This is a genomic window from Litoribacillus peritrichatus (genome assembly GCF_039537985.1).
Taxonomy (GTDB): Bacteria; Pseudomonadota; Gammaproteobacteria; order Pseudomonadales; family Litoribrevibacteraceae; genus Litoribacillus; species Litoribacillus peritrichatus.
Map to the genome: position 1 here is coordinate 896,247 of NZ_BAABBN010000007.1, position 14,900 is coordinate 911,146.

General features: G+C 47.3%; 18 protein-coding genes. 10 read left to right on the forward strand and 8 right to left on the reverse strand.

The window, feature by feature from the left end; genetic code table 11:
- Positions 1-28: 28 nt before the first annotated feature.
- Positions 29-907, reverse strand: a complete 879-nt coding sequence (locus ABD744_RS13725) for a LysR family transcriptional regulator (protein ID WP_344799085.1) — start codon at positions 905-907, stop codon at positions 29-31.
- A 125-nt stretch (positions 908-1,032) separates the two neighbouring features.
- On the opposite strand from ABD744_RS13725, the gene ABD744_RS13730 reads away from it, so the two are divergent.
- The 5 genes from ABD744_RS13730 to ABD744_RS13750 all read left to right on the forward strand — a co-directional run bounded on the left by ABD744_RS13730 (position 1,033) and on the right by ABD744_RS13750 (position 3,091).
- Positions 1,033-1,425, forward strand: coding sequence for a nuclear transport factor 2 family protein (locus ABD744_RS13730; RefSeq protein ID WP_344799086.1), 393 nt, complete (start codon positions 1,033-1,035; stop codon positions 1,423-1,425).
- Positions 1,422-2,111 carry a DsbA family oxidoreductase gene (locus tag ABD744_RS13735; RefSeq protein WP_344799088.1) on the forward strand — a complete coding sequence of 230 codons (690 nt, stop codon included), beginning with the start codon at positions 1,422-1,424 and terminating at the stop codon, positions 2,109-2,111. Before ABD744_RS13730 ends, ABD744_RS13735 begins: the two co-directional genes overlap by 4 nt.
- Positions 2,112-2,151: 40 nt before the next feature.
- A complete protein-coding gene (locus tag ABD744_RS13740) occupies positions 2,152-2,361 on the forward strand; it encodes a tautomerase family protein (RefSeq protein ID WP_344799089.1) in 210 nt (69 codons plus the stop codon).
- Between the two features lie 81 nt (positions 2,362-2,442).
- Complete coding sequence (locus tag ABD744_RS13745) at positions 2,443-2,688, forward strand: acetyltransferase (protein WP_344799090.1); 246 nt, start codon at positions 2,443-2,445, stop codon at positions 2,686-2,688.
- A gap of 22 nt (positions 2,689-2,710) precedes the next feature.
- Positions 2,711-3,091 carry a DCC1-like thiol-disulfide oxidoreductase family protein gene (locus ABD744_RS13750; RefSeq protein ID WP_344799091.1) on the forward strand — a complete coding sequence of 127 codons (381 nt, stop codon included), beginning with the start codon at positions 2,711-2,713 and terminating at the stop codon, positions 3,089-3,091.
- Positions 3,092-3,110: 19 nt separating this feature from the next.
- Here the strand turns inward: ABD744_RS13750 and ABD744_RS13755 are convergent, their stop codons facing one another.
- The gene (locus ABD744_RS13755) at positions 3,111-4,346 is read right to left on the reverse strand and encodes a YihY family inner membrane protein (RefSeq protein ID WP_344799092.1); all 1,236 of its coding nucleotides are present in this window, start codon (positions 4,344-4,346) and stop codon (positions 3,111-3,113) included.
- A 211-nt stretch (positions 4,347-4,557) separates the two neighbouring features.
- Between ABD744_RS13755 and ABD744_RS13760 the strand changes: the two genes are divergently transcribed.
- Complete coding sequence (locus ABD744_RS13760) at positions 4,558-5,685, forward strand: hypothetical protein (protein WP_344799093.1); 1,128 nt, start codon at positions 4,558-4,560, stop codon at positions 5,683-5,685.
- 133 nt (positions 5,686-5,818) lie between these two features.
- A complete protein-coding gene (locus ABD744_RS13765; RefSeq protein WP_344799094.1) occupies positions 5,819-6,877 on the forward strand; it encodes a hypothetical protein in 1,059 nt (352 codons plus the stop codon).
- A 106-nt stretch (positions 6,878-6,983) separates the two neighbouring features.
- Here ABD744_RS13765 and ABD744_RS13770 read toward each other — a convergent pair whose 3' ends face one another.
- The 3 genes from ABD744_RS13770 to ABD744_RS13780 are packed head-to-tail and all read right to left on the reverse strand — an operon-like array spanning position 6,984 to position 8,955.
- A complete protein-coding gene (locus ABD744_RS13770; protein WP_344799095.1) occupies positions 6,984-8,117 on the reverse strand; it encodes an NAD(P)/FAD-dependent oxidoreductase in 1,134 nt (377 codons plus the stop codon).
- 18 nt (positions 8,118-8,135) lie between these two features.
- Positions 8,136-8,498, reverse strand: coding sequence for a hypothetical protein (locus ABD744_RS13775; RefSeq protein WP_344799096.1), 363 nt, complete (start codon positions 8,496-8,498; stop codon positions 8,136-8,138).
- On the reverse strand, positions 8,488-8,955 hold the full coding sequence (locus ABD744_RS13780) for an acetyl-CoA sensor PanZ family protein (protein ID WP_344799097.1): 468 nt from the start codon (positions 8,953-8,955) through the stop codon (positions 8,488-8,490). Before ABD744_RS13780 ends, ABD744_RS13775 begins: the two co-directional genes overlap by 11 nt.
- Before the next feature lie 160 nt (positions 8,956-9,115).
- On the opposite strand from ABD744_RS13780, the gene hisB reads away from it, so the two are divergent.
- The 3 genes from hisB to hisF are packed head-to-tail and all read left to right on the forward strand — an operon-like array spanning position 9,116 to position 11,201.
- Complete coding sequence (gene hisB / locus ABD744_RS13785) at positions 9,116-9,709, forward strand: imidazoleglycerol-phosphate dehydratase HisB (protein WP_344799098.1); 594 nt, start codon at positions 9,116-9,118, stop codon at positions 9,707-9,709.
- 57 nt (positions 9,710-9,766) lie between these two features.
- Positions 9,767-10,405 carry an imidazole glycerol phosphate synthase subunit HisH gene (gene hisH / locus ABD744_RS13790; protein ID WP_344799099.1) on the forward strand — a complete coding sequence of 213 codons (639 nt, stop codon included), beginning with the start codon at positions 9,767-9,769 and terminating at the stop codon, positions 10,403-10,405.
- Between the two features lie 34 nt (positions 10,406-10,439).
- Positions 10,440-11,201 carry an imidazole glycerol phosphate synthase subunit HisF gene (gene hisF, locus ABD744_RS13795; protein WP_344799100.1) on the forward strand — a complete coding sequence of 254 codons (762 nt, stop codon included), beginning with the start codon at positions 10,440-10,442 and terminating at the stop codon, positions 11,199-11,201.
- Positions 11,202-11,310: 109 nt separating this feature from the next.
- Here hisF and ABD744_RS13800 read toward each other — a convergent pair whose 3' ends face one another.
- The 3 genes from ABD744_RS13800 to ABD744_RS13810 form a co-directional block, all read right to left on the reverse strand.
- Positions 11,311-12,177 (reverse strand): divergent polysaccharide deacetylase family protein, encoded by an 867-nt coding sequence (locus tag ABD744_RS13800; protein WP_344799101.1) that lies wholly within the window; start codon positions 12,175-12,177, stop codon positions 11,311-11,313.
- Positions 12,178-12,194: 17 nt separating this feature from the next.
- Positions 12,195-13,598: a S41 family peptidase gene (locus ABD744_RS13805; RefSeq protein ID WP_344799102.1), complete on the reverse strand. Its 1,404-nt coding sequence runs from the start codon at positions 13,596-13,598 to the stop codon at positions 12,195-12,197.
- A gap of 61 nt (positions 13,599-13,659) precedes the next feature.
- A complete protein-coding gene (locus ABD744_RS13810; RefSeq protein ID WP_344799103.1) occupies positions 13,660-14,733 on the reverse strand; it encodes a murein hydrolase activator EnvC family protein in 1,074 nt (357 codons plus the stop codon).
- Between the last annotated feature and the right edge of the window lie 167 nt (positions 14,734-14,900).

A 14,900-nucleotide genomic window follows, 5' to 3' on the forward strand; every position in this document is an offset into this window, starting at 1 on the left:
TCGTTTCTATGCTATCAAGTTTGAGCGCTTAAAACTTCCGCTTAAACCATTGCTCCAAAAACTCAATGCACAGTTTGATTTTCGGCGGCACGAAGTGCCGTGCAGGGTAGATGGCGTATAAGGTTAAGCGCGGTTTTTGTATGTCTTTGAGTATTTCTATGACTTTGCCTTGCTGAACGTCTTCTTCGCATACAAAGTCGGGAATAAAACCAATGCCCAAGCCCTTCTTAATGGCTTCCATCATAAAAGGCGTGCTGTTGACTTTTAAGGTGCCGGATATGCTCACGCCTTCCCCTAACGGCCAGACGTTTTTGCCTGAAAAATAGCTGTACACAAAACAGTTATGCCCTTGCAGGTCGTCGGCGCGTTTAATAACAGGATGCTGATCAAAGTACTGTTTAGCGGCGCAGACCCGGTAACTGAACTGGGTCAGCGGCCGGGCGATGTAGTTGCTGTCGGTCAGCTTGCTGGTGGCCCGAAAGCCCAGGTCAAAGCCTTGCTCAATAAGGTCTATGTGGTCGTCACTGAGGTTAATATCCAGCTCAATTTCTGGATAGGCTTCCATGAAGTCTGCGAATAATAAAGATAAGTCTGTCATCCCCAATGCCATTGGAGCATTGATTTTGAGTTTGCCTTTGGGTTTGTCTTGCAGGTCCTGAACGAAAGATTCAGCGTCACCCATCTTCATTAAAATTTCACGGCAGCGTTCAAGGTAACCTTCGCCCACTTGGGTCAGGGTCAATGTACGAGTGGAGCGGTGGAGCAGCCGGGCGCTTAGGTTATCTTCCAGCCGGCTGATTTCCTTGCTGATCATGGACTTTGAGACATTGAGTTCATCGGCCACTTTGGTGAAGCTGCCCAGATCTGCAAGTCGTACGAACAGTTGAATGGCGCGAAGTTTGTCCATGAGGTGAATCCGTTAAGTATTTTGTTTCTAAATTGAGAACAGGTATTTTTTATTATTAATATATATGGAAATAAAAGCCAGCTCTAAAATGCTTCTATCGACTAACAAACGATCAAGAGATGTTCATGATGAAAACAAGTAAGACTGATTTTGAGACGGTCACGGAGTTAGTAACGGATTACTTCGATGGGTTGTATCAAGCGGATGTTGCAAAATTAAGGCGGATTTTTCACAAAGATGCGTTTTTAAAAGCACCAGGTTTGAGAAGAAGTTTAGAGGAGTGGCTGGCGCTTGTGGCCAGTAGACCAATCCCGAAAGAAGCAGGCGAATCCTATGATTTTAAAATTCTGGCTGTTGATCTGTCAGGTGATCAGGCCATGGTGAAAGTGGAATGTCCGCTGTTAGGTAACTTTTACATTGATTTTCTCGGGCTGTTAAAAGAAGACGGCCGCTGGTTGATCGTGAATAAAATGTACGCCGATAACCCACTTATTGGCAGCGAAGGAGTGATTCAGTGAAAACCATTCAGGTGGAAATGATTCATGACATTACGTGCTCCTGGTGTCCCATCGGTTACCGTAATTTCGTTACGGCGGTGGAGAATGTGAGGGAGAAGCTGGCAGAGCGAGATACTCAGGTATCCATCCGTTTTCTACCTTTTCAGTTAAATCCGGGTATGTCGGACGCAGGTGAAAAAATAGAAACGCATTTGATGGAGCGATATCAGTGGTCGCATCAACAGTTGATGGATTATCGGAAACGCTTAATCGGTGTAGCAGAGGAAACGGGTTTAACTTATGACTTCAGTAAGCGAACCCATTACTACAACACCGAGAAAGCACATCGCCTGATGCACTTCGCAGAAGCTCAAGGCAAACAAGTAGCGTTGCATGAGGCGTTAATTGATGCGTATTTTACCGAAGGCGTAAACGTCAGCGATGCCAATCAATTAGTGACGCTGGCCGAAGCTGTTGGCTTGAATACCGAGGGTTTGATGGATGAATTGAATGCTCAGGCTCGATCAAATGCACTAAAAGCAAAATACCAAAGAGTTGGGCGGCAGTCGGTTAAGAGTGTGCCTGCGTTTATCATCGACGGGAATCAGTTTATTTCTGGGTCGAATTCGGTGGTGTTTTTTGAACGTTATCTTTCGGAGCTTATTGTCATTCAGCAAGTTCCTGAAGTGGTTAATGAAGTTAGCTAAAAATTGGGTCACCCAATCAATCATAAGTGAGGAAAACAAGATGCCATACGTAAATATCAAAGTGACCGATGAAGGTGTAACGGCCGAACAAAAAGAGGCGCTAATCAAAGGCACAACCCAGTTGTTGGTGGATGTGTTGAATAAAGACCCAAAATCCACGTTTGTGGTCATTGATGAAGTAAATACGGATAACTGGGGCATTGGCTACGATGTGGTGACCGTGCTCAGGCAAGCGACAAATAACTCGTGAACTCAATACGCTTTTAAGGCAAGTTGATCAAGGCTTGACTAAAATTTAGTCAGGTAAGGTCGATCCTCTTAGGAGCGCATTATGTTTTTAAAAGATAAGCACAATGGCCATATGATTGAAGTCCTGAGCTTAAATGACTTGTTCAACCTTTATCATGATGAAATTGTTGGCCGGTGTCAGGTAGGCGAGGAATTGCAAGACCCTGAAAAATACTTAAAGAAAGACTTGGTGTTTTTATCCGGGGAGGAACTGCCCCGGTGTTGGGTTGATCCTGACTATCGTCATCAGCAATATCCGAATGGCCAATACCGGGAACTCCACAGTTAGGACACGGCAGGTGGTGGACGCGATGGAAGCGCAAGAACACATTCGGGTGTTTTACGACGGCGCTTGTCCGCGATGCGTGAAAGACAGGGACAACTTTCAACGATTGGCGGGCAAGCAGGCTTCCTGTGTGGAATGGTTTGACATTACCGAGCAAGATCAGGCGCTGGTTACGTTAGGTATTGATCCTGACAAAGCACTTCATGAGTTACACATTTCTGTTCAGGCCAAAAACTCTGAGCCTAAAATTCTGTCGGAGTTAGACGCCTATATCGTTTTAATGTCCAAAGCCCGGTTATTGAAACCCTTGGCCTTGCTTATTGCCTTACCCTTGATCAGACCATTATTGAGTCGCATTTATCACTCGATGGTAGAACGTCGTTTGGCCCGATCCGGCCGGGCCTAAACCATCGATTTCGATGCAATCAAACGGGCTTGCTCGGTTCAATCGACGTTAAGAGGTGTTGTAAGGACTGAGGAAATGTCTCGCTGAGCGTTTGCTCCACGTCTTGCCACTGGTCACCTAATTGGGTTTGCCAGTGTTCTTGCGAGTGAAAACTCAGCTGCTGATTCCAGGTCGATAATCCCCAGGGTGCTTGCTGAATAAGTTCATGAACCCGCACCTGGTTGTAATCCCGTCCTACCAAAAAATCTCCTTGGTCGTTGATGGCAATCAATTTTTGATCCAAGAAAAACTGGCGAATGTCCGACCAGTGACGGCACTGAATGGCCGAAAGGAAACTCCGCAAGGCATCTGCACTGATGGCCTCGCCTTTAACGTGAGCTTTCCATAATAGCGCCAATATTCGTAACGCCTGAAACACGACGGACTCATCCGGTCGTTTTTGAGTTGAGTGCCAGGTGACCAGTGCTTTTACTGTTTCCACGCCCATCAGGGTAATAAGCCAGGAAATATGCACCCACAACAGAAACAGTGGAATGATCGCGAACGCGCCATAAATGAGTTGGTAGCCGGACAAGTTGCTGACAAACCAGGTGAACCCGTACTTCGCCAATTCAAACAAGGCACTGGCAAAGAAAGCGCCAGTGACGCCCGCGCGCCATGGTACATAGCAGTTGGGCACCACTATGTATAACAAACTGAAGGCGGCCCAGTTTAATAACCACGGAATCAGTGAGAATAATTTACCGTCGAGACTGAGCCATTGCAGGGTTTCGGATAAAAAACTGGAGGTTAAAAGCCAGGAGGAGATGACGAATCCGGTCGCCAGCAGCAGAGGGCCCAGACTGATGATGGCCCAGTACATTAAAAAACTGGTCAGGCCGCGCCGGGTGTCTTTGATCCCCCATATTTGATTAATGCCGCGCTCAATGGTTCGAAGCAATAACACGGCTGTGATCAGCAGGATACCAATGCCGATGGCGGTGAGTTGTGAGGTCTTGGCGGCAAATGAGTTCAGGTAACTCATCACTTCGGTACCGGAAGACGGAATGAAGTGGCTGAAGATGAATTCTTGCAATTCCACATCGATGCCCGACAGTGCCGGGATAGAGCGAATCACGGTAAACAGAACCACAGTCAAAGGAACGACAGCGAATAAGGTGGTGTAGGTGAGTGCAGCAGCCACTTGCCTGCCATCGTTGTGGAGGCATTGTTTCAGTAAATATTTAAGAAAGGCGGGTATCTGTTTTTTGGTCATGTGTGCTATTTGGTGTTTTTTAGTTTGTTGATTTTAAAGAAAATATTGACGGTTTTGACCCTTTTTGACCTGAATTTACCTTCTTTGTATTGGGCAATGAGTCATTGTTCTGATTGTATTTACTTAAGGCCATTGTGTTGGTGTTGATGTTTTGCTTCGTCATGAGCACCACCATAGAGCCATTCACTTCTTAAGTAAATTGGAGAAGATCGTGGCACATGATAATAAAAAAAATATCACGACGATGAGCGCATGTCTGATCTTTGGTGCAGGCGTTTACGGTTTACTGAGTCAGGACGATGTTAAGTTAACAAGTTATAAGCAAGAGACCGAACCAGAACAGATTCAAAGATTAGAAGCATTAATACAACAGAACACGATTGAAATTCAAAGGCATAAAACGGCCCTGAATTTACCGGATGACCTGCCCGGTACAGCCACCAAAGCGCAGCTTCGTTACGCGGCTCAGCAATACGCCAATAACATCCAATACCCTAAGTATTCGAAACCCTTGTCTGGTAATGATTGGGCTTTGTTGAACCCCAGGCCTTTCATTGCTCAGGCCATTCCGCTGGACATAGCGGAGGGCGTGACGGCCAGTATTGTGTTACCCCATTTTGTGGTGCACCGGGATCAAGATCTGACTTTTACGGTGGTGGTAGAAAACCAGGGCGGTAGCGATGAGTTTGCCCGTGGTGGCATTGTCTTTGTGGATGCGGGAGGCAAACAAAGCTCAGAAATTGCTTTGGAGCCAGTATCGGTTTCGGTGGTTCGGCAGACGTTTCAGGGGACGCTTTCAAGAGCGCAAATGACAAGTCTCAGTAGTGGTGATGGATTGATTTTTGCCGCGATGGACTTTGACAGCGGTGAACAAACGCTCACCAGTGCAAATTTTAAACTGGTGGGAACCGATGCCATCTTGGTGCGACTGGGAGAGGCCTATGTGGACGGCGCACATTTGATGATACCAATCTTATTTGATGTGGACGTTGATGGCCGGTATCACATTCAAGCCAATTTGTTTGACCAAGCCAGCGGCGAACCTGTCAGCCACCTGAGTGCGCAAATGTCGCTGTCTTCGCTTCAGAATGAAGGGGTCTTTAAAGTGCATGCGGCAACACTACGGAGTCAGGGTTTTGAAGGCCCGTATACCCTGAAGAACTTCAACATTACCCGAAGCCCTGCCAAGCCGGGAGAGTCCACCGGTTATGGCCGGACAGAAGAATCAGAATACGTGGTGCCTGCGTTTGATTTGGACAGTTATTCACAAGAAGCCTACCAAGATCCAATGAATCAGAAGCGCTTGGATTTTTTGAACAACATCGCCAATGAAACCTGAACTCAACGTTTTTCATCGTAACCGGAATTAAGGCTGAGTACTGGGGGTAAGAGGTCACTGGTACTGGCGCTTAAGCAGGAGGAAATTCTTCAACGGATGGTCTCTTAAAATAAAAATAAAAGGAACGCTCGTAATGAAAACAATCAAAAAAATTACTCAGGCAGCGCTAGTTGCAGGCAGTATGTTAGCCAGTTCGGCGTTTGCTCAGGTGGCAGGGCACAATGTGATTCTGGTGCATGGCTTTCAGATGGACGACTTAAGCAGTAAACCATCGGATGAAGAGGTCATTCATCGGCAATTGATTCCAGAATACTGGCAACAAAGAGCGGAAGCCCGGTTGGGTTGGAACTCCGCTGAACGGGTGGAGGGAAAAATATCTGAGTTAATCTTTCAGCAGGCCAAACAACTTTCAATTCAGGGCACCTGTAGTGATGGCTGTGTGATTGTGACGCACAGTACCGGAGATCTGGTGATGCGTTATTTCCTTGCTCATCAGGAAATGTGGTTGCAAGACGCCGGGTTGCAACCTTTAGACATCGTCGCTGTGCTCGATTTTGCGGGCGCTGGTGGCGGAACCGAGTTGGCCAGTCTGGCGGTGAATGTGGCCAGCAATGGCAGTGTACCTGACTGGATTAAACAAGCGGTGGCGGGTGTATTCGGTTTGAGTTTATCCTCGGATGATATCAGTGATCTTGGAGTGCTTCAGGATTTGGATGTTTCGGCGGCCCGTAATCTGGCGATGATGCCTAATGACATTCCCAGATTGCGCTTTAGTGGAAGCGGCGGCAATTTTCTGATTCATCAATTAATTCCGGGCGCTGACGATGCAGTGGTTCCGGCGCACTCATCATGCGGTGCTTCCTCTCCAGAGGGCATCGACAGTTGTTCGAATCAGGTGTCTTACAGCGGTAAACTGACCTCAGTGAACGGCCCGGATGGTCTTTTGTTTAATCATTTCCCCGTGTTGATGAGCAAAAATGCGGATCACGGCCAGGTCATTCGTGATGAAGCTACAGGGGCTGTGACGTATGTGAATAACAATTTCAGTGCAGGTTTGGATGTGGACTTTGAAACCGAAGGTAAGCGCGTGCCTTGGTGGCAGGTTTGGCGTGAAACGGGAAGGTTCCAGTTCATTAAAGGGTCAGATGCCAAGTCTGTATCGGCGTTGGTTTATGATAATCTGAACGAATAAGCGGGGAAGTTAAGAGACTCAGTCATGAGAGGGTTGCAAGACCTTTCATTGGGACTAGGCCTTATTGATGGATTCCATAAGGCCTTTTTCCATAAAAGAAAAGCGGCTATTCAGAGTCAGTGATCTTGCAGTAGACTGCGTCAGCAATGGCCAAGGCCGACGTTAACCCTGGGGATTCAATGCCGAGCAGGTGAATCAATCCATCCAGTTTATGCTCTTTCGGACCTTCGATGAGGAAGTCTTTAGCGGTTTGATTCGCTTGAGTCAGCTTTGGGCGAATGCCGGTGTAAGCCGGTTGGAGCTTGCGTTTGTCTACCTCAGGGAAATACCTTTGAATGGCGGTTAACCAATGTTGCTTGATTCGGTTGAGTTCTTCGCCGACCGGAAACTGATAATTTATCTCTTCGATGTATTCGGTGTCTGGTCCGAATTTCACCTGACCGGCCAAATCCAGTGTGCTGTGAATGCCAAGACCAACGGTATTCTTTTCAGGTACGGGGTAAATCAAATGCCGGAACGGAGCTTTGCCTGCATAACTGAAATACAGACCCCGGCAGTAATACAGGGCGGGCGGTTTGTCGGAATAATGACTTGCCAACTGGTTGGCTTCTAAGCCAGCGGCGTTGATTAACCACTTGCATTCAACGGCAAGAAGTTCCCCTTGGTTCATCACCTGAAGTCGCCAACCGGTGACCGTTTGCTCGATGTGTTTGACTTCGGACTGATAGCTGATGGCATTCCCGGCGTCTTCAATATCCCCCACCATGGCTAACATTAACTGGTGCGCGTCGATGATGCCGGTGGAAGGCGAGATCAGCGCTGCACTTGCTTTGACGTTGGGCTCCAGAGCAGAAACCTGATTTTGGTTTAGGAAGGAAAGGTCGTGCACCTGATTATGGTTGGCTTTGGCCTGTATTGCGTCGAGCTGATCTTCCTCATTGGATGAGGTGGCGACAATGAGTTTCCCACACCGTTGGTGAGGTATCTTTCGTTGTTCACAATACTGGTAAAGTAGTTGTTTTCCTTGCACGCATAACTTTGCTTTCAATGAGCCTTGCGGGTAGTAAATACCGGCATGAATCACTTCGCTGTTGCGGCTGCTGGTGGCTTCACCAAACAGTGCGTTTTTTTCCAGGACGATGCATGAGCGGGCGTGATCCGACAGCGCTTTAGCAATGGCCAAACCCACTACGCCAGCGCCGATGACGATGAAATCTGAATAAAGAGCGTCTTGATTCATTCCGTCATAAAGATCTTGTCAGGATGGATTCTGGATTTGAATATCAGAGCCCGCGTTGTCTTTAGACTTTGGGGCTTTGATGTAAGGGAGTATTCGCTTACACGCTAAGTCACTGGTGCTGTCGTACTCTGTCAGCGCTTGTGGCTCGCCATCTTCCATGATCACCAATGTACACTCTCCTTCAATGTTGGTATCAATGAAGTACTGAAGGGACAGTTTATCCATTTTTTGTTTCAGCTGATCTCTGAATTCATGAGACTTCGATTCCTGAAGATTCATGAGTTCGGGTTTTTGGCTTAGCACCCAAATGCATGCGGCGATCACCAAAAAGATAGTGAAGCGGCCAAACTGATAGTTACGAATGTAGGGATTATTGTTCATGTTCACTAGGGACAATTTTGTAAAGGCTGGTGGATGCAGTATTGGAAACAAATTCTGCCTGATATTGGTTTAACCAGTTTTTCATCAGCACATTCTGATCTCGGGTCAATTCCAAAAGTACCGCTTTGCCCTTGGCTTCCACTAAGGTCAGGTCGAGCAGTCGGTGGCCGACGCCTCGGTCCTGGGTGACTTTTCGAACGGTAAAGTTGCTCAGTTTAAACTGGCCCGTTTGCTCTTCCACGCAAATGGCACCGATGATGCGATCATTAAAAAATGCAGAGGCGATCCATTTGTGGTCGGGCTCATTAAATTGGGAAATCAGTTGCTCTGTGTGGCCGTTGTCGTTCTTAACAACCTGATCGTTAATGATCAGTTCTTGCAGTTCGCCAAAGGTTTTATTTAGATCAATCTGGTCTTGATCCACAGGAGACGTTACTTTTCTAAGGATAACGGGCACGATCAAACTCCCTCTGTTATTTATAATAATCTTAGCCGATCTATCTATGGATGTAGAAGAGCTATGGTGCTGGTCATAAAACCGCTATAATATTCGGCCATTTGATAAATAGCGATTATTTCTTGGGGTTCTTTTGAAGAATTCTGTTTTGGAGGCACACATGTCGGCACGTACGGCCACAGTTGAACGTAATACGTTGGAAACTCAAATCAAGGTTTCGGTGAACCTGGATGGTACCGGTAAAGCAAACTTTGAGACGGGTGTTCCTTTTCTGGATCACATGATGGATCAGATTGCTCGTCATGGTTTGATTGATCTGGACATTGTGGCGAACGGTGATTTGCACATTGATGCCCATCATACGGTTGAGGACATAGGCATCACGCTGGGGCAGGCGTTTGCCAAAGCGGTCGGCGACAAAAAGGGCATGACTCGTTATGGCCATGCGTATGTGCCTTTGGACGAAGCGCTGTCACGCGTAGTGATTGACTTTTCCGGTCGTCCGGGCCTGCAAATGCACGTTGACTTTACCCGTGGTTCTGTGGGCGGTTTTGATGTGGACTTATTCTCAGAATTCTTCCACGGTTTCATCAACCACGCCCAGGTTACGCTGCACATTGATAACTTGCGTGGTAAGAACACCCACCACCAGGCCGAAACGATCTTTAAAGCGTTTGGCCGTGCCTTGCGTATGGCATTGTCTGTGGATGAACGCATGGCAGGCATGATGCCTTCGACCAAAGGCTGTCTGTAGCTGATTTTTTATCCTGACTCGATTCAGGTTGTTTATTGAATGATTGGAGTTTACTGAATGTCGACCATTGCAGTGATTGATTATGGCATGGGCAATTTGCACTCCGTGGCCAGCGCGCTGGAGCATGTGTGTGACAGTAAGATTGTAATTACTTCGGACGTGGCAGAAATCGAAGCGGCCGATCGTGTTGTGTTTCCCGGTGTGGGTGCGATTCGTGACTGTATGGCTGAAATTCGTCGTCTGGGTATGGATCGGGTGGTACAAAAAGCCATTGCTGAAAAGCCGGTCTTGGCCATCTGCGTAGGAATGCAGGCTTTGATGGCGCACAGTGAAGAAAATGGCGGAGTGGATTGCATTAACCTGTTGCCTGGAAATGTACGCTTCTTTGGCGAAGGTCTGACGGACGCAACGGGCGAAAAGCTGAAAGTGCCTCATATGGGCTGGAATCAGGTGAAGCAGATTGATCACCCATTGTGGCAGGGCATTGAAGATAACAGCCGTTTTTATTTCGTGCACAGCTTTTATGTGAAGTCCGATGAGCCTTCTCTGGTCAGAGCGACCTGTGAATACGGCTTGAGCTTTGACGTGGCCTTGGCAAAAGAAAATCTGTTTGCCGTTCAATTCCACCCGGAGAAAAGCCATACCGCTGGTTTGCAACTGTTGAAAAACTTTGCAAACTGGGACGGCAAGGCCTGATCCATCCAATATCTATTTAGTTGAGGAACAACCCATGGCTTTAGCCAAACGCATTATTCCTTGTTTGGATGTTGAAAACGGTCGCGTTGTAAAAGGCGTTCAGTTTGTTGATATCCGAGACGCAGGTGATCCTGTGGAAGTTGCCAAGCGCTATAACGAACAAGGCGCAGATGAGATTACCTTTCTGGATATTACGGCGACTCACGAAGGTCGTGATACTACGGTGCATACTGTGGAAGCCATTGCCAGTGAAGTATTTATTCCGTTGACTGTGGGTGGCGGCATTCGTGAGCTGGACGACATCAGAACCATGCTGAATGCCGGGGCGGATAAAGTCAGCATTAACAGTGCTGCAGTGAAGCGCCCGGAGTTTGTAAAAGAAGCGGCGGAGCGTTTTGGCTCTCAGTGCATTGTGGTTGCGATTGACTGCAAAAAAGTCAGTGAGAACAAATGGGAAATCTTTACCCACGGCGGCCGTAAACCAACGGGCATTGATGCCGTGGAATGGGCCGTTAAAATGGCAGAATACGGTGCAGGTGAAATCTTATTGACCAGCATGGATCAGGACGGTGTGAAGCAAGGATTTGATCTGGGCGTTACCCGTGCAATCAGTGATGCTGTAGCTGTGCCTGTGATCGCATCCGGCGGTGTCGGTAATCTACAGCACCTGGTGGATGGCGTTAAGGAAGGTAAAGCGGACGCTGTGCTAGCGGCCAGCATTTTCCATTTTGGTGAATACTCTGTGCCAGAAGCCAAAGAATACATGGCTGAGCAAGGTGTTGAAGTTCGTATTTAATTGACGACTTTAAAGCCAGATGATTAACTTTCTGGTTCCAAACTAAAAAGCCGATGTTAAATTGCATCGGCTTTTTAGTATTTGGCATATTGTATATAAGAGATTGTTGTCAAAGGTCTTTGAAAGACACTTCCAGTTGGCGAGGCGTTACATTGTCTATGCTCGGTTGTCTCGGGGGATTACGTGCCAGGGTTTCCTGTTCAATCAGTCGGGACAAGGGCTGTTGTTGAAATCCACGTTTGACCAATAACGGCAATGCCTTCTCTAAGTGCGCTAAGGTTTCGGGGTAAGGATGCCCAATCATCAGGCAATTGCCGTTTTTGACTGCAAGGGCTAAGCATTTTTCAAACTGTTTCGCGATGTAATCCGTTTTCCGTTCGTGATCCAGAAATATGTCCCGGGAAACAGTGGGGATGTTGTAAAGCATGGCCACTTCTTTGGCGATGCTTTTGGGATTCGTCCGGCTGTCGACGAACATCAGGTTTTTGTCTTTCAGTATCTTCATGGTCCAGTTCATTTGAAGATGCTTGGTGGTGAGCAGACTGCCCATATGGTTGTTGATGCCCATGAGGTGGGGGATAGATTCGATGTTCTTGAGCAACTGAGATTTAAAGCGCCTGGAGCTCATGTCGGAAGTCAACGCGCCACCGCCCAACGGGGCGTCTCTCAGGTTTTCCATGGGGGCATGGAGGATGATTTCTTTGCCGATGGCGTGGGCTTTATTGGCCAGCTCGGCTGAAAATGGACGCTCTGGTAATATGGCCAAAGTGACCGGGCCATGCAGGTTGACGGTTCGTAAGCCTCTGGATTCGTTGTTGCCGACATCGTCGATGATGATGGTGACTTTGGGCGAATCAATGGCTTTAAGGTTGGTCGCTGAGTTTGCGGAGGCCTGTGAATTCATCAGGCTTGTGAAAGCTAAAACGGAGAATAAAAACCCTGCACGAAGCAGGGTTCTCAGAGGTAAAACAATCATCAGTAACTGTCTTAAATTTACTCGTTAGAAGACAAAATGTTGAAGCCTTTCAGAACGTTCAGTGCTTCAGATAACTGATAATCTTTTTCAGCTAACTTCTCTTCATTATCTTCTTTCTTATCGTCCCCATTTTCATTTTCTAAATGGCCTGCTAAATCGGCTTCTTTGTAGCGGGCACGAGGTTTGATGGTTTCTACTTTAGCGCGTTCGATGTTGATGTCCGGTTCAATGCCCTGAGCCTGAATCGAGCGGCCGTTCGGCGTGTAGTAACGGGCAGTGGTCAGTTTGATGCCGTTTTCTGCATCCACCGGAATGACGGTTTGAACCGAGCCTTTACCGAAGCTTTGAGTGCCCATAATGATTGCGCGGCGATGATCCTGCAGTGCCCCGGCCACAATTTCGGAAGCGGATGCCGAGCCACCGTTGATCAGGACGACGATCGGTGCGCCGTTGATTAAATCTTTCGGTGTGGCATGGAATTGGGATTTCGAGCTGTTGATTCGACCTTCGGTATACACCACAAGGCCATTGGTTAAGAAAGTATCAACCACATCAACCGATGCCTGTAATACGCCGCCTGGGTTGTTTCTTAAATCGAGCACCAGACCTTTCAGTTCCTGACCGTCTTTTTGCAGTTTTACAATAGCTTTGTTGAGGTCTTCGCCGGTTTGTACCTGGAACTGGGAAATTCGAACGTAGGCGTAACCGTCTTCCAGCCAGCGATGGCGAACGCTGGTGACTTTTATCACGTCGCGGGTCACGGTAAATTCAAGAGGTTGCTCTTCGCCTTCACGAAGGACAGTCAGAACAATGTCGGAACCTGGCTCACCACGCATGTGTTTGATGGCATCATCAAGGGACATCCCTTTCACCGGCTTTTCATCCAGCTTCATGATCAGGTCGCCGGACTTTAAACCGGCGCGGAAGGCAGGGGTCTCATCAATCGGCGTCACCACCCGGACAAAACCGTTATCCATTTGAACTTCAATGCCTAATCCGCCAAATTCGCCGGAGGTGTTGATTTGAAGTTCTTCGAAAACTTTGGAATCTAAGTAAGCAGAATGCGGATCTAACCCGGAAAGCATGCCGCGAATCGCATTCTGAAGTAATGTTTTATCATCAACAGTTTCAACGTACGAGGTGCGGATGTTGTTAAATATTTCGGCAAAAAGTCGCAGTTCTTTCAGCGGCAGACGGGCGTCTTCAGGGATCTCTGCAACGTCTTCGGCGGCGGAAATATCTGCATCAGATTCGTTTAAATCCGGCTCCGGCGAAGACTGATCTTCAGCAAGTAAAACAGGTGCAGGAAGTTGAGATGAAGGGGTGACCGGTAGTTCATCTTCCGCAGCGGCGGTATTCCAGTTCAGCATCATTGTCGCTGATAAAACAAATGCCAAGCTGCTTTTCGCAGTCAGGTTCATCTATACACCTTTTTTATAGTAGTAATAAAATTGTTGATAACTGATTAATGCTATAACGATATTAGCGGCCTGTACACCATCTTTTCGGGTTGATTGGTGTTCCTTTGTGCCTGATCTCAAAATATATCCCGTCAATGTCGGTGTCCGAAGTATTGCCGGTATAAGCAATGGTGTCGCCGATATTTACCCATTCGCCTGGCTCGCGGATGACGGACTCCGCTTGTCCGTACAAACTCATATAGCCGTTGCCGTGATCAATAATGGTTAACAACCCAAAGCCGCTGAACCAGTCCGAGAATACGACTCGGCCGTTATGAATGGCTTTGACCGGCTTACCCGCCGGAGCCGACAATAACACGCCGTTGGATTTCAGTTTGCCGCCCGCCAGTGCGCTGCCAAAGGAGCGGACAATACGGCCTTTGACCGGCCAGGGCATCTTGCCTTTGTCGGCTTTGAATGGTCGGCTGCCTGCTAACGCATTGATGTCTTCCAGTGCTTTTTTCATATCGACCAAAAGTTTGTTTAGCCTTTGTTGGTCGGCTTGCTTTTTCTTCAGGCGACCGGCTTCGGTTTTGACCGATTGTTTTAATTTGTTCAGTTCGTGTTGTTGCGCTTGCTTGGATTGCGCCAGAGTGACTTGTTCGAGTTCTTGTTTCTTTTTTAATTCCTGTAAAGAGACTAACTCGGTTGTGAGTTGTTTTTCGTTTTCCCGAAAGTCTTCAAGCGTTTTAAGGTGCTTTTCTATTTTCGAAAGTTGTTCCTGTTGTAGATAGTTATGGTATTTAAGGAGTCGGGTCAGGGTTTGTGGGGAGTCCTGACTTAGTAATAACTTCAGTTGGCTGTTGTCTTGATTTTTGTAAACGGAAACCAGCAGTTGCCGGATTTCCTGCTTACTTTTGTTCAGGGTGCGTTTGATTGTCTGGTTTTGTTCCCGCAAAGAAGCCAGCTTGGATTGGGTCTGAGACAGCTGTTTTTTGGTGTTCAGAATGTTCTTGCGCGCGTTGCTGACTTTTCTGCTGGTGGCTTGCAGTGCTTTATTTTGCTTATCTTGCTGGCGGGTCAGTGCTTTGACTTTGCGTCTGAGCTTTTCAATTTCTTTTTTTTGCTGAGTGATGTTTTGTTCAACTTCCGACACGCTTTCGGCTTGTACGACTGGGAACCCGCTTAATATCAGGAAAAAACAAAGAAAAAGAGTGCTCGGTTTCATGTGAATGAATTATCTGGCATGGAAAGAGAGAACCGTAGTTTTAAGAAACTTCGCTGAAAAATCAAACATTTGTTTGGAAAGGTAATGTCGATAGA

Excerpts from the sequence above, each read along its gene's own strand:
- ABD744_RS13725 (WP_344799085.1), bottom strand. The coding sequence starts at position 907 with ATGGACAAACTTCGCGCCATTCAACTGTTCGTACGACTTGCAGATCTG.
- ABD744_RS13730 (WP_344799086.1), top strand. The coding sequence starts at position 1,033 with ATGATGAAAACAAGTAAGACTGATTTTGAGACGGTCACGGAGTTAGTA.
- ABD744_RS13740 (WP_344799089.1), top strand. The coding sequence starts at position 2,152 with ATGCCATACGTAAATATCAAAGTGACCGATGAAGGTGTAACGGCCGAA.
- ABD744_RS13745 (WP_344799090.1), top strand. The coding sequence starts at position 2,443 with ATGTTTTTAAAAGATAAGCACAATGGCCATATGATTGAAGTCCTGAGC.
- ABD744_RS13750 (WP_344799091.1), top strand. The coding sequence starts at position 2,711 with ATGGAAGCGCAAGAACACATTCGGGTGTTTTACGACGGCGCTTGTCCG.
- ABD744_RS13755 (WP_344799092.1), bottom strand. The coding sequence starts at position 4,346 with ATGACCAAAAAACAGATACCCGCCTTTCTTAAATATTTACTGAAACAA.
- ABD744_RS13765 (WP_344799094.1), top strand. The coding sequence starts at position 5,819 with ATGAAAACAATCAAAAAAATTACTCAGGCAGCGCTAGTTGCAGGCAGT.
- ABD744_RS13770 (WP_344799095.1), bottom strand. The coding sequence starts at position 8,117 with ATGAATCAAGACGCTCTTTATTCAGATTTCATCGTCATCGGCGCTGGC.
- ABD744_RS13775 (WP_344799096.1), bottom strand. The coding sequence starts at position 8,498 with ATGAACAATAATCCCTACATTCGTAACTATCAGTTTGGCCGCTTCACT.
- hisB (WP_344799098.1), top strand. The coding sequence starts at position 9,116 with ATGTCGGCACGTACGGCCACAGTTGAACGTAATACGTTGGAAACTCAA.
- hisH (WP_344799099.1), top strand. The coding sequence starts at position 9,767 with ATGTCGACCATTGCAGTGATTGATTATGGCATGGGCAATTTGCACTCC.
- hisF (WP_344799100.1), top strand. The coding sequence starts at position 10,440 with ATGGCTTTAGCCAAACGCATTATTCCTTGTTTGGATGTTGAAAACGGT.
- ABD744_RS13800 (WP_344799101.1), bottom strand. The coding sequence starts at position 12,177 with ATGATTGTTTTACCTCTGAGAACCCTGCTTCGTGCAGGGTTTTTATTC.
- ABD744_RS13805 (WP_344799102.1), bottom strand. The coding sequence starts at position 13,598 with ATGAACCTGACTGCGAAAAGCAGCTTGGCATTTGTTTTATCAGCGACA.